The 13,554-nt window shown below is 58.3% G+C and carries 11 protein-coding genes; 1 reads left to right on the top strand and 10 read right to left on the bottom strand.

Features of this window, described 5'->3' with window-relative positions:
- Positions 1–121: 121 nt before the first annotated feature.
- The 5 genes from SK54_RS01675 to SK54_RS01655 all read right to left on the bottom strand — a co-directional run bounded on the left by SK54_RS01675 (position 122) and on the right by SK54_RS01655 (position 4,991).
- Positions 122–1,501: a carbohydrate porin gene (locus SK54_RS01675; RefSeq protein WP_040117018.1), complete on the bottom strand. Its 1,380-nt coding sequence runs from the start codon at positions 1,499–1,501 to the stop codon at positions 122–124.
- A 136-nt stretch (positions 1,502–1,637) separates the two neighbouring features.
- The gene (locus tag SK54_RS01670; protein ID WP_014168006.1) at positions 1,638–1,940 is read right to left on the bottom strand and encodes a PTS lactose/cellobiose transporter subunit IIA; all 303 of its coding nucleotides are present in this window, start codon (positions 1,938–1,940) and stop codon (positions 1,638–1,640) included.
- Between the two features lie 5 nt (positions 1,941–1,945).
- Positions 1,946–3,322, bottom strand: coding sequence for a glycoside hydrolase family 1 protein (locus SK54_RS01665; protein WP_017383670.1), 1,377 nt, complete (start codon positions 3,320–3,322; stop codon positions 1,946–1,948).
- 17 nt (positions 3,323–3,339) lie between these two features.
- The gene (locus SK54_RS01660; RefSeq protein ID WP_023302832.1) at positions 3,340–4,665 is read right to left on the bottom strand and encodes a PTS sugar transporter subunit IIC; all 1,326 of its coding nucleotides are present in this window, start codon (positions 4,663–4,665) and stop codon (positions 3,340–3,342) included.
- A gap of 11 nt (positions 4,666–4,676) precedes the next feature.
- Positions 4,677–4,991, bottom strand: coding sequence for a PTS sugar transporter subunit IIB (locus SK54_RS01655; protein WP_003861034.1), 315 nt, complete (start codon positions 4,989–4,991; stop codon positions 4,677–4,679).
- A gap of 293 nt (positions 4,992–5,284) precedes the next feature.
- On the opposite strand from SK54_RS01655, the gene SK54_RS01650 reads away from it, so the two are divergent.
- Positions 5,285–6,235 (top strand): LacI family DNA-binding transcriptional regulator, encoded by a 951-nt coding sequence (locus tag SK54_RS01650; RefSeq protein ID WP_003861033.1) that lies wholly within the window; start codon positions 5,285–5,287, stop codon positions 6,233–6,235.
- A gap of 48 nt (positions 6,236–6,283) precedes the next feature.
- On the opposite strand, the gene SK54_RS01645 is transcribed toward SK54_RS01650, so the two are convergent.
- From SK54_RS01645 to SK54_RS01625, 5 genes are all read right to left on the bottom strand, one after another.
- Positions 6,284–6,580 carry a YicS family protein gene (locus SK54_RS01645; RefSeq protein WP_003861030.1) on the bottom strand — a complete coding sequence of 99 codons (297 nt, stop codon included), beginning with the start codon at positions 6,578–6,580 and terminating at the stop codon, positions 6,284–6,286.
- A gap of 82 nt (positions 6,581–6,662) precedes the next feature.
- Positions 6,663–7,820 carry a multidrug effflux MFS transporter gene (locus SK54_RS01640; protein ID WP_023302834.1) on the bottom strand — a complete coding sequence of 386 codons (1,158 nt, stop codon included), beginning with the start codon at positions 7,818–7,820 and terminating at the stop codon, positions 6,663–6,665.
- 49 nt (positions 7,821–7,869) lie between these two features.
- Positions 7,870–9,234 (bottom strand): efflux transporter outer membrane subunit, encoded by a 1,365-nt coding sequence (locus tag SK54_RS01635; RefSeq protein WP_039269378.1) that lies wholly within the window; start codon positions 9,232–9,234, stop codon positions 7,870–7,872.
- Positions 9,234–12,344: an efflux RND transporter permease subunit gene (locus tag SK54_RS01630; RefSeq protein ID WP_045141766.1), complete on the bottom strand. Its 3,111-nt coding sequence runs from the start codon at positions 12,342–12,344 to the stop codon at positions 9,234–9,236. The genes SK54_RS01635 and SK54_RS01630 overlap by 1 nt, the downstream gene beginning before the upstream one ends.
- Complete coding sequence (locus tag SK54_RS01625; RefSeq protein WP_017383665.1) at positions 12,344–13,465, bottom strand: efflux RND transporter periplasmic adaptor subunit; 1,122 nt, start codon at positions 13,463–13,465, stop codon at positions 12,344–12,346. Before SK54_RS01625 ends, SK54_RS01630 begins: the two co-directional genes overlap by 1 nt.
- Positions 13,466–13,554: the final 89 nt, after the last annotated feature.

Raw genomic sequence — 13,554 nt, 5'->3', positions numbered from 1 at the left:
ATGTTGGTTTTTTTGTAGCATAACATGGGATCTTGCCGGGTGGCGCTGCGCTTACCCGGCCTACAAAACCTTGTAGGCCCGTGCAAGCGCAGCGCCGCCGGGCGAAACAAACGACGCTGTACTAGAACCACGCCTCCCACATCGCGCCGACGTTGAAGTCGTCCAGCGTTTCATCTTTGGTGTTGTTCACGCGCGCGGTACGTTCGTTATCCACCTTGCCGCCGGTCACGTAGAAGCGCAGCATCGGACGGAACTCCGGCCCCATGGCGATAGACATGTTCTGCGACAGGGTCAGCTTCCAGCCCTTGTTGTCGCCGCCGTTGTCGTAATCCACGTGCTGCCAGCCCGCTTCCAGCCAGGTGGAGTGAACGTCGTTCCACCAGTGCATCGGGCGCACGATGGCGTTGTAGTTCTTGCGGTTGTCGGTCTTATCGCGGCTGTTGTCGTAGTCATGGAAGGCGAGGAGGTACTCCACCTGCGTCGCCTGGGTGAATTTGTACAGCCCTTCGAAGCTGGCGTAGACCGTGGTCAGATCCTCGGTTTTGTTGAACACGCTGTTGTCCGCGTTATCGGAGTAGCGGGCAATCACCTTGTTCACGCCGCTGTCGTTGGTGTGGCTCAGCACCACGCCGCCCTGCCAGGCGTTCAGACGTTCGTCGCTCTCCACCGCTTTCGAGTCAAAGCCGTAGTTGGCGTACAGCTCCAGATCCAGCGGACCGAGCTTCATACCGTGGATTTTAGACGTCGCGGCGTAGTTGCCTTTGTCGCCCGTGCCGGACCCGCCGGTACAGGTGATGCGCGACGGGTTCGCTTCGTCTTCCATCACTTCCGGGCTACAGGATTCCACCGCTGCCACGGCGGCCACGTCAAACTGCACGCCGCCGATGTCGAAGTTCTTCACCCCGGCGCCCTGACCGTCGTGGTTCATCCAGAAGTAATCGTTGATGCCCTGCTGCGGACGCTGGTGGAAGTCGCGACCCGCCCAGAAGTAGGCGTTCGGGTTGGAGGCCATAATGTTGGTCACGCCGGCGTAGGCTTTCTTGAGGTTAACTTCGTCGCCCCAGTGGTCGATCATCACGTTGATGTCCCAGATGGCGCCGTTTTCGCCCTTGAAGGCTTTAGAGAGCTGGAACTCGCCGCCGTTGCCTTCGTTGCCCAGACGACCAATGGCGGACGCGCCGTTGTAGGAGCCGTCCACCGCCACGTATTTCTGATCGGCGGCCTGGAAGTGCGCGCCGTAGCGGGCGTAGCCGGTAAATTTAACCCCGAACGGGATCGCCATATCCGGAGATTGCGCCGCGCTCTGCGGCTCGGTCACCACGTCCGCTTTTTTCGCGACCGCAGCATCCATTTTGGCCTGACGCTCGGCCAGGGCTTTATCCACCGCTTTCGCCACAATGGCGTCGATTTGCTCCTGAGTGAATTCCTGAGCGAGAACGGAAATTGGGCAAAGCGCGGCGATAACCGCCATGGTTAATGGAAGTTTTTTAATCGTATTCATGGTTATCTCAATATAGTTTAATTTTATTCAGACAATAACCATCCCGCTCCGATCTGACAGAGTATGTCGCTATCATCAGAACAAGTGGATCTCTATTTAGGGTACAGAGGTATTACAGTAATTATTTCGCCATAGACTATCTCTGATATAAATGAATAATTTCTTCGGATAACTCGCGCGCTAATAAGGAATTCATTAAATGATCCTGGGCGTGCACCATAATTAAGGTCATCGGCTGGCGGGCTTCGCCCGCATCCTGCTCGATCAGTTTGGTCTGCATCTTGTGCGCCTGGCGCGCGTAGCCGTCGGCTTCGCGCAGCAGGCTTTTGGCCTCGTCAAGGTTGCCCTGACGCGCCGCGTGCAGGGCTTCAAAGCACAGGCTGCGGGACTGGCCGGCGTTGACGATAATTTCCATTACGGCTTCTTCTAGTGCGATCATCATCATTACTCTTTATCAAAACTATTATTTAAGGCGGTGGCGGCAAACCACTCTCCGCTTTTTTTAATGGTGCGCTGCTGCGTCTCTACATCGAGTTGAATAAAACCGTAGCGGTTTTTATACGCATTACACCACGACCAGTTATCAATAAATGTCCACATATGGTAGCCAAGACAATTGCAGCCTTCGCTAATACCTTTGTGCAGCCACGATAAATGCTCAGAAATAAAATCAATGCGGTATTGATCGTTAATCTGGCCATTTTCAATAAAGCGCTGCTCGTTTTCGACGCCCATGCCGTTTTCCGAAATAAAGCAGCGAGGGTTGCCGTAATTATCGCGCAGGTTAACCAGAATATCGTAAATACCCGGCGCGTAGATTTCCCAGCCGCGGTACGGGTTCATCTTACGGCCCGGCATCTCGTAATTATCAAAGAACCACTCCGGCATAAACGGCGCCTGCGGGTTCACCGCGCTGTCGCGACACTTCACGCGACGCGGCTGATAGTAGTTAACGCCGAGCAGGTCGATTTTCCCTTCCGCAATCAGGAAACCGTCTTCCGGCTTGCAGGCGGGCAGCTGATCGTAAGATTTCAGCAATGCCACCAGGTCCGCCGGATACTCCCCGCGCAGCACCGGGTCGAGGAAGCTGCGGTTAAACATCAGGTCCGCTATGTGCGCCGCCTTCACGTCCGCCGGGTTCCGGGAGCGCGGGTACGACGGCGTCAGGTTGAGCACGATGCCGATCTCACCCGCGTAGTGTCCGGCGCGGTAAGCCTGAACGGCCTTCGCATGGGCCAGCACGGTGTGATACGCCACGGTGGCTGCCCGACGAAAATCCACCACGTTCGGGTAGTGGAAGTCGTACAGATAACCGCCTTCCACCGGAACAATCGGCTCATTGAAGGTAAACCAGTGCAGCACGCGATCGCCGAACAGCTCGAAGCAAATCTGCGCATAGCGGGCGTACGCGTCCACCACGTCACGGTTTTCCCAGCCGCCAATCTCCTGCATCGCCATCGGCATGTCGAAATGGAACAGGGTGATAAACGGCGTGATGCCCTGTTCATTCAGCTCATCAATGACCTGATTGTAAAAATCGACCGCGTCCGGGTTCACTTCACCGATACCGTCAGGGATCAGGCGCGCCCAGCTAATCGAGGTGCGAAAGCTGTTGTGGTTCAGCTGCTTTAACAGCTGAATGTCCGTTTTCCAGTGCTGATAAAACGTGGAGGTGTGCTGCGGCCCCACGCCGTTGTGAAAACGGTTCGGCTCGCGGGCAAACCAGTAATCCCACGTGGTTTCACCCTCTCGTGTCCCTTCCGTCTGGAGAGCGGAGCTTGCGCTGCCCCACCAGAAGTTATCGGGAAATGCGTATTTCATGACTCTTCCTCTTTGACTTAATTGCTGGCGGCTTCAGCGTTACCGACGGTCGCCTGAGCTTTCTGCTCTTCGTTTTTGATGAGCGTACGCTCATAGGCACGCAGGAACGGCAGGTACATCAGCGCGGACATCACCATACAGACCAGGCACATCACCACCGGGCTGAGCGCCCAGTTCGCCGCCCACGAGGCGCCAATCGGCGCGGGGGTGGTCCACGGGGTTAACGAAACCACCTGAGCCAGCCAGCCGAGTTTGGTTGCGCCGTACGCCAGGCAGGCGTTGACCAGCGGAACAAACACGAACGGGATAAACAGCATCGGGTTCATGATGATCGGTGCGCCGAACAAAATCGGTTCGTTGATGTTAAAGAAGCTTGGCACCACGCCCATTTTGCCGATGGTGCGCAGGTGGGTAACGCGGCTACGCAGCAGCAGGAACGCCAGCGGCAGGGTGGAGCCTACGCCGCCAATCAGCAGGTAGTGATCCCAGAAACCTTGCAGATAAACGTGCGGCAGCGCCGCGCCCGCCGCCAGCGCCGCCTGGTTTGCAGAGAGGTTCGCCATCCAGAACGGGTTCATGATGCCGGTGACAATCAGCGACCCGTGGATACCAGCGAACCAGAAGATCTGGCACAGCAGCACGGAGAGCAGAATGGCGGGCAGCGAGTCAGACGCCGACACCAGCGGCTCCAGCAGGTGCATAATCGCCTGCGGGATGATCATCCCGGTCTGCGCTTCAATGAACAGGTTCAGCGGGTGCAGCGTTCCGATCACCACCATCACCGGGATCAGGATCTCAAACGAACGCGCCACGCCGGTCGGCACTTCCTTCGGCAGGCGGATGGTGACGTTGTTCTGTTTCAGCCACGCATAGACGCGAGTGGAGTAGATCGCGGTGATAAGCGCAGTGAAGATCCCCTGACCGGAGAGATACTGGGTCGAAATTTTGCCATCGGCATAGGGCGCGGCGACCAGCAGGAAGGCCATAAAGGCCAGCAGGCCGGACATCACCGGATCGAGGTTAAACTGACGCCCCAGGCTCGCCCCAATCCCCACCGAGATGAAGAAGGTCATCACGCCCATGCTGAGGTTAAACGGCAGCATCAGCTGTTCGCGGTAGGTCTCGGAGAAATCCAGCCAGCCGCGGGCGAAGCTGTTGGTGGTATCCGCCGAAAACGGCGGGAAGATAAACACCAGCATAAACGAGCCGATGATCATAAACGGCAGCGCGGCGGTAAAGCCGTCGCGGATGGCAATCACATACTTTTGCTGACCGAGCTTCGCGGCCAGCGGGGTAATTGACTGCTCAATCACCGCGACCATGGATTGATATAACGAACTCATGTGAACACCTTTTAGTGTGCCGCTTCGATGAGCGACAGAGCATAGTCCAGTACTTTATCGCCACGCTGCATGCCGTAATCCATCATGTCGATGGGCTGCACCGGAATGCCTTGCGTCGCTGCCTTGTCTGAGAGCGTCTTTAACATGTATTTCACTTGCGGTCCGAGAAGCACCACCTGATAGTGCGGAAACTGCGTATCAAATTCGGATACGCCATACGCATCTATCTTCACGGGCAAGCCCCGTTCTTTTGCAACATCGATCATTTTGCTGACCAGCAGGCTGGTGGACATCCCGGCAGAGCAGCACAGCATAATCTTGAACATCGACAACCATCCTCAAAATGTAAAAAGTTATTGCGAGGATGATTGGACATGATACGGAAACCGGTTTCCATTTATAAAAGACAGAAGTGTGACAACCATCAAGATCCCTTACTTATGAGGCTAATTAACCGGATGTGGGTCACATAATTTGGCTGTTTTGGCATCAAATTGAGTGGAAACGGAAAATCGGTTTCCATGGAAAACGGAAACGGATATACTCCGTTCTGGCTATAATGTGAGCCGTAGCGGTGATGGAAATTACAGACGCCAGTTGCGTCTGACAGGGGAGAGAGATGTCTACAATCAACGATGTATCGCGTCTGGCCGGGGTGTCCAAAGCCACGGTATCACGGGTGTTGAGCGGGTCGCGTGGCGTTAAAGAAGCCAGCCGCCAGGCTGTTCTGAAAGCGGTGGATGAGCTGAACTATCGTCCCAACGTGATCGCCCAGTCGCTGCTCAGCCAGTCGACGGGCTGCATTGGGGTGATTTGCGCGCAGGAAAACATTAACCAGACCACCGGTTACCTGTACGCGCTGGAAAAACACCTCAGCCAGCATCAAAAACATCTGCTGCTGCGTTTCGCACACACAAAAACAGAAGTGATGAACGCCCTTGAAGAACTCTCCTGCGGCTTATGTGATGACATTCTGGTGATTGGCGCGCGTTTCCCGCTAGACGTGGACATGGACAACGTGATTCTGGTCGACTGTATGGAAGCCGATAACGCCAACAGCATTCAGTTCGATCACGCGTTCGCGGCTGAAACGGCCTGTAACTATCTCACCAGCCAGGGGCGTCGCCAGATAGCGCTGATCCACCCGCACGGCAGCGGCTTTGCCGATCAGGTGCTGCTGGGCTACAAACACGCGCTGGAGAAAAACTTCCTGCCCTTTAATCGCAACCTCGTGTTTATGGACGCGACTTCATCGTCCGTTGCGCTTCAGGAATTACTCAACAACGCGTCCACGCTGAACTTCAACGCGCTGCTGGTGGCGGATGAGCAGGAAGCCCAGCGGGTGATCCCGCAGTTACAGGCGTTTAATAAATCGGTACCGGAAGACATCATGGTTTTCAGCCTCGGCGGTTCGCTGCATCTGCCGGGTATTCCGGTGATCCCGGCCATTGAGTATTCCATGGACGCCATGGCGGCGCGCATCGTGAGCTGGCTGACAGAGAAAACGCAGATGCTCGGGTCCTACGTTCTGCGCGGGGATTTGATTATTCCGGATGTGCGGAAGCGTTAAACGTGTGATGTAGGCCGGGTAAGCGCAGCGCCACCCGGCGCTCAACCCTCAGTAATCTTCCATACAATCCACCTGACTTACTGCATCCCAGTAGGCGTCCAGGTTGTCACGCTTCACGGCAGTGATGGCGTTTTTGATCAGCAGCTGATTGGCCTCAGACGACAAAATCATCGCCTGCCAGGCCTTATCGCTCTGCTTTTTCTGCGGGGTACAGGTTTTCTTCACATCTTTCAGGACCTGCTGTTTTATCTGGGCCTCTTTCTCCGGAGCGCTCTTCTCCTGCGCGTGAACAAACGCAGCGAAAATCAGGCAAACGAGCAGGCAAACCAGGTGTGCAGATTTCATCGAAACCTCCTTTGAAAGTCACATGCTTCCCCTGAAATATATCGTTACATTCATCAACGCGATTCAAGCCAAAAGTATGAATTTACGCATTCTGCGTGCGGGATCCGAACGCCAGTGCAATGCCATAGCTTACTAACACCGCGAGACTCATTTTCAGCATCGTTTCTCCGCCGATACCGGCAAGAGGCGCTGCGATCCCGCCGAATAAAAACATCAGCATGCCCAGAATGGCTGACGCTGTGCCGGACTCCTTCGCGTCGACTGCGCTCATCGCTTCTGAACCCGCAATGGTGCTGATCCCGCTGTTAAATGCGACGGTGAAAAAGAGTGCAATCAGTGCCGGAACGGAAAGCTGCATCCACGCAAAGAGCAACGTCAGCCCCGCGCAGGTTACGGCCAACACCAGGCCTATTTGCATTAACCCTTCCGCCGGGTGTCGGCGTGCCAGACGGGAGAAAATCAGCGCTGAGACGATCAGGCCGATACCGTTCACACCGAACAGCAGGCTGAACTGCATGGCGCTCAGGCCATATTCGTTTTGCATCACAAAGGAGGATGCCCCGATATAGGCGAACAGCCCCGCCAGCATGAAGGCCTGGATCAGGCAGTAGCGCATAAAGCGACGATTTTTAAGTACCGTCCTGGCGGTTTGCGTCAGCGATCCCCCGCCCTGTTTCTCTGTGAGGGACTCGCGGATAAAAAGCTGGCTGGCGATCAGCAGCGCCAGACCCGCCCCTGCCATTACCCAGAACAGCATCCGCCAGTCGAAATGCGACGCGATATAGCCACCGAGTACCGGGGACACCACGGGCGCGATGCCGTTGACCGTCATCAGTAGGGCAAAAAACTGCGTTAGCATCGTGCCATGATAGTTATCACGGGCGATGGAGCGGGCAAGTACGGAGCCGCCCGCCCCGGCAACGCCCTGCACAAATCGCCAGCCGATCAGGGCGTAAATATTCTGCGTGCTGGCACAAAGCACTGAAGCCAGTACAAACAGCAAAAGTGAGAACAGCAGCGGCGTTTTACGTCCGATGCGATCGCTTAGCGGGCCGAAAAAGAGTTGTCCCAGCCCCAGGCCAATCAGCGCCGAGGTAAGAGAAAGCTGCGTCAGCGTTGTGGAGGTGTTGAGCTGGGTGGCGATCTCCGGCAGCGCCGGAAGATAAAAATCGGAACACAGCGGCCCGATCGCCGTCAGCAGGCCAAGGATGGCCGCGAAAGAAAAAGAGAGTTTTGCCATAGGTATTTACTCTGATGGCCGGGCAACGTTGCGCCGCCCGGCAGTGATGTTACTGAATCCCGCCGCCCAGCGACTGCCACAGCGTGATGCGGTTTTCCAGGTCGGTTTGCTGCAAGGCAATCAGTGATTCCTGCGCCGACCACAGCGACCGCTGCGCGGTGAGCACCGTCAGATAATCGCCCGCGCCAGCCTTGTAACTGCGCGTCGCCACATCCAGCGTTTTTTGCTCCGCCGCCACGTATTCACGCTGGGCATCAAGCTGTTCACTCAACGTTTCGCGCCGGGCCAGCGCGTCGGCCACGTCCTTGAACGCGCTCTGGATGGTTTTCTCATAGGTCGCAATTAACCCTTTTTTCTCGGCTTCCGCATAGCGCAGCTGCGCCATATTGTTGCCGCCGCTGAACAGCGGCAGGGTGATGGAAGGTGCAAACGACCAGACCTTCATCCCGTGGCTGAACAGGGACGACAGCGAATCGCTGCCGACGCCCGCGCTGGCGGTGAGCGAGATGGTCGGGAAGAAGTTGGCGCGCGCCGCGCCGATGTTGGCGTTGGCGCTCAGCAGGTTATGTTCCGCCTCCTGAATGTCCGGACGACGCAGCAGCGCGCTGGAGCTGACGCCCGCCGGGATCAGCGTGATGGCGTTGTCGCTCAGGCTCTCCAGCGTGTCGGGCAGCAGGTTCTCGGGCACCGTATCGCCCGCCAGCAGGTTGAGAGCGTTTTTGTCCTGCATCACCAGCGTCTGGTAGCTCGCCACGCTGGCGCGCGCCTGCTGGTAAACCGCCATCGCTTCACTGACGTCCGTTGCCGCTGCCACGCCTACTTCCTGCTGGCGCTTCACAATCTTGAGTGAGTTTGCGGCGCTCTCCAGGGTGGACTTCGCCAGCGCCAGATTGCTGTTATCCGCCGCCAGCGTCACCCAGGCCGTGGTCAGCTCGCTGACCATCGTCAGGCGCGTGTTCTGCGCGGTGAATTCGCTGGCAAGCCAGGTTTCACGCGCGGCACGCGACAGGCTCTGGTTGCGGCCAAACAGATCCAGTTCGAAGCTGGAGACCGCGCCGTTGGCTTCGTCACTTGTCGCGACGCCGCTCGCCAGCGTGCGGCTGCGGGTGTGGCTCAGTTCCGCGTCCACCGTCGGGAACAGGGACGAGCGCGTTTCGCCATACTGGGCACGGGCGGCGTCGATATCCGCAATCGCTTTTTGCACGTCGCGGTTGCTGTTGAGCGCCATCGTCACCACGCTTTTCAACCGCGCATCATTCATCACCTGCTGCCACTGGCTCACCACGGCGTTGGCTTCGCCATGGGCGCCCGGCAACGTCGCCGGGACGGGGGCGTCCGGGCGCTGATACGTGGGATCTAATGACACACAGCCCGCGCTCAGCAGCGCTAACGTTAATACGGTTACACGAAACATTATGACCTCCGGTTTGCGTGCTTACCGGAGAACAGACGTTTCACCAGTACAAAGAATAAAGGAACAAAGAAGATGGCCAGCAGCGTCGCGGCCAGCGTCCCGCCGATAATACCGGTACCGATCGCCACGCGGCTGTTGGCACCGGCGCCGGTGGCAATCGCCAGCGGCGTCACGCCTGCGATAAACGCCAGCGAGGTCATGATGATCGGACGCAGACGCGTCTGGGCGGCCCGCAGGGCGGCGCGCGTCAGGGAGTAGCCTTCGGCCACTTTGGCTTCGGCAAACTCGACAATCAGAATGGCGTTCTTCGACGACAGACCGATGGTGGTCAGCAGCGCCACCTGGAAATAGACGTCGTTGTTCAGGCCGCGCAGGGAGGCGGCAACCGCTGCGCCAAGCACCCCAAGCGGGATCACGAGGATCACCGAAATGGGCACCGACCAGCTCTCATACAGCGCCGCCAGGCACAGGAACACCACCAGGATCGAGAGGGCATAGAGGCTCATTGCCTGACCGCTCGCCAGTTTTTCCTGCAACGACAAACCGCTCCATGCCCAGGTGCTGCCGGACGGCAGGTTATTCGCCAGCTGCTCCATTTTGCTCATCGCCGTACCGGAGCTGGCGCCGCTGGCGTTTTCGCCCTGAATCTCATACGCCGCCGAGCCGTTGTAGCGCACCAGGCTTTCCGGGCCATACTCCCAGCGGGTGGTGGCGAAGGCGGAGAACGGGGTCATGGTGCTGTCGCTGCCGCGCACATACCATTTGTTAAGATCCGACGGCACCGCGCGATAGTCACTGTCGCCCTGGATGTAGACCTTTTTCACACGGCCACGGTCAATGAAGTCGTTCACGTAGGTGCCGCCCCAGGCGCTGGAGAGGGTGTCGGTAACATCGCTCAGGGAGAGCCCCAGCGACACGGCTTTGTTGTTATCGATATCCACCTGAAGCTGCGGCATCTGCGGCAGATCGTTGGCGCGCACGGCGTGCAGCGAGTTGTCCTGGTTGGCTTCGCCAATCAACTGGTTACGCAGTTTCAGCAGCGCGTCGCGGTCGGTGCCGCCGCTGGCCATCAGCTCAAAGGTAAAGCCGTTGCTCTGGCCTAAACCATCCACCGCCGGGGGCGTCATGGCGAAAATTGTGGCATCCCGAATGGTGCTCAGCTCCTGCGTGGCGCGCAGGGCAATGGCCTGGGCGGTGTTTTCCTCGCCTTTGCGCTCTGACCAGTTTTTCAGGGAGACGAACGCCATCCCGGCGTTCTGGCCGCTGCCACTGAAGCTGAAGCCTTCAACGGTAAAGATCACGTCGGTATTGGCTTTCTCTTTGGTGAGGAACCACTCGCGTACCTGGCGGCTTACCTCGGCGGTACGCACCGCGGTTGCGCCGGCAGGCAGGGTGTACTGCACCATGATTTCACCCTGGTCTTCGGTTGGCAGGAAGCTGCCCGGCAGTTTTAGCATGGCGAACCCCATCGCGCCGCAGAGCAGGGCGTAGATCACCAGCATGCCACCGGAACGGCGCAGGGCGCGCAGCACCTTGTTCTGATAGCCGTGCTCGGTCTTACTGTAGAAGCGGTTAAACGCGCCGAAGAAACCTTTTTTGTGCGGAGCGGTGTGATTCAGGATCGAGCCGCACAGCGCGGGCGTCAGGGTCAGCGCCACCACCACGGAGAGGAACATCGCCGAAATAATGGTGACCGAGAACTGACGGTAAATCACCCCGGTGGAGCCGCCGAAAAAGGCCATCGGCAGGAATACCGCAGAGAGCACCAGCGCAATGGCGATCAGCGCGCCGGAAATTTCGCCCATCGATTTTTCGGTCGCTTCCCGGGCGGGCAGCCCTTCGTCGCGCATAATACGCTCGACGTTTTCCACCACCACGATGGCGTCATCCACCAGAAGCCCTATCGCCAGCACCATCGCAAACAGCGTCAGGGTGTTGATGGAGTAACCGAACAGCGCCAGCACGCCGAAGGTGCCCAGCAGCACCACCGGCACCGCCAGCGCCGGGATCAGCGTCGCGCGGATGTTTTGCAGGAACAGGTACATCACCACCACCACGAGGATAATGGCTTCGAACAGCGTCTGAATCACGTCCTCAACGGAGATCTTGATGAACTCGGTGCTGTCTTTCGGGTAGGCCACATCGTAGCCTTCCGGCATCGACTTTTTGAACTCGGCGATCTTATCTTTTACCGCCGTGGCGGTGTTAAGCGCGTTGGCGCCCGGTGAGAGCATCACCGCCATACCCGCCGCCGGGTGGCCGTTCAGCTTCGCGGTGGCGGTGTAATCTTCGCTGCCCATCTCCACGCGCGCGACGTCGCTGATGCGCACCACCGCACCGTTGGACTGGCTCTTGACGATGATCTTTTTGAACTCATCGACCGTTTGCAGACGCGACTGAGCGCGGACGGTGGCGGTCAGCTGTTGGGCGTTCGACGAGGGCAGTGCGCCGATTTTACCGGCGGAAACCTGCACGTTCTGCGCTTCAATCGCGCTCTGCACGTCGGAGGGCATCAGCGAGTACGACGCCAGCTTCGCCGGGTCGAGCCAGATGCGCATCGCGTATTCTGCACCGAACACCTGTAGGCTACCGACGCCATCCACGCGCGCCAGCGGATCCTGCATATTACTCACCAGCCAGTCGGCGATATCCGAGCTGCTGGCGGTGTCGGTTTTGTCATATACGCCCATGATCAGCAGGAAGTTGCTCTGGGATTTTTCGACGGTGATCCCGGACTGCTGCACCTCGGTCGGCAGGCGCGATTCCGCCTGCTGGACTTTGTTCTGCACCTGTACCTGAGCGGTGTCCGGATCGGTTCCCTGTTCAAACGTGACGTTAATACTCACCGACCCGTCCGAGCTGCTGGTGGAGGTGAAGTAGAGCAGGTTATCCAGCCCGGTGAGCTGCTGCTCGATCACCTGCGTCACGCTGTTTTCCAGCGTCTGTGCGGAGGCACCGGTATAGGTGGCGGAGATTTTGATCGACGGCGGAGCCACGTCCGGGTACTGCGCAACGGGCAGCGTGCGGATCGCCAGCATTCCGGCGAGCATGATGAGAATGGCGATAACCCAGGCAAAGACCGGGCGACGCACGAAGAAACGGGAAAACATCAGGCGTTTCCTCCGTTGGTTTTCATCTCTTCAGCTTTCACTTCCTGCCCGGCGGTGACTTTATCGGTGCCTTCCACAATCAGCTTATCGCCCGCCTTCAAACCGCTCAGCACCAGCCATTTGTCGCCGTAGGTGTCGCCCGTTTCGAGCTGACGCTGCTCCACCTTGTTGCTGGCGTTCACCACCAGCGCGGTGGCGGTGCCTTTGGCGTCGCGGGTGATGCCCTGCTGCGGGGCGAGGATCGCGTCATTCATGATGCCTTCATCCACTCTGGCGCGAACGAACATGCCCGGCAGAAGCTGATGCTGCGGGTTCGGGAAGACGGCGCGCAGGGTAACTGAGCCGGTAGACTCATCCACCGCCACTTCGGTCAGCGCCAGGCGGCCTTTTTCGCTGTAGCTGCTGCCGTCTTCGAGAATCAACGACACGTTCAGCGTATCGCTGTTGCTGGCGAGGGTTTGCTTGCGTAAACGCAGCAGATCGGCGCTGGAACGGGTTAAATCGACGTACATACTGTCCAGCCCGCGAATGGTGGCCAGCGCGGTATCCTGCTGGGCGGTCACCAGCGCGCCGGGGGTCACAGAGGAGATGCCGATACGTCCGGCAATCGGCGCGGTGACGGTGGTCCAGTTGAGGTTAATGCGGGCGCTTTCCAGCGCGGCTTTCTTTGACTCGACGCTGGCCTTGTCCTGCGCGCAGGTGGACTTCGCGTCTTCCGCATCCTGACGTGATACGCCGTCGTCCTTCACCAGCTGCGCATAACGCCGGGCTTTCTGGCAGTCGGCCTGCACCAGCGCCTGCGCCTGTTTCAGTGCGGCGGCGGCTTCATCATACGCGGCGCGGTAGCTGGAAGGATCGATCTGATACAGCGCCTGCCCGGCCTTGACCGTATCGCCTTCGGTGAACAGGCGCTTCTGGATAATGCCACCTACCTGGGGGCGCACTTCGGCGCTCATTGCGGCGGCGGTGCGGCCGGTCAGCTCGCTGACGACGGACACCGGCTGGCTCATGAGGGTGACAATCCCCACTTCCGGAAGAGGACGTTGAGGAGCAGATGTTTGCGCATTATCGCACCCTGTCAGGAGGAGTAATGCCGCGATGGAGGTTGTTATGGTTTTCATAATCTTTTTCCAGGGTGAACGAAGCCTGCCCTGTTAATCGCTTAACAGGGAGGAGGGCTAATTAAAAGCACAGCGATCCCGCATCTCTG

Origin of the sequence: Enterobacter sp. MGH120 (genome assembly GCF_001037725.1) — a bacterium.
GTDB classification, from domain to species: domain Bacteria; phylum Pseudomonadota; class Gammaproteobacteria; order Enterobacterales; family Enterobacteriaceae; genus Enterobacter; species Enterobacter hormaechei_C.
The sequence above is the reverse complement of the archived record's forward strand: the minus strand, read 5'-3'. Positions and strand labels throughout refer to the sequence as shown.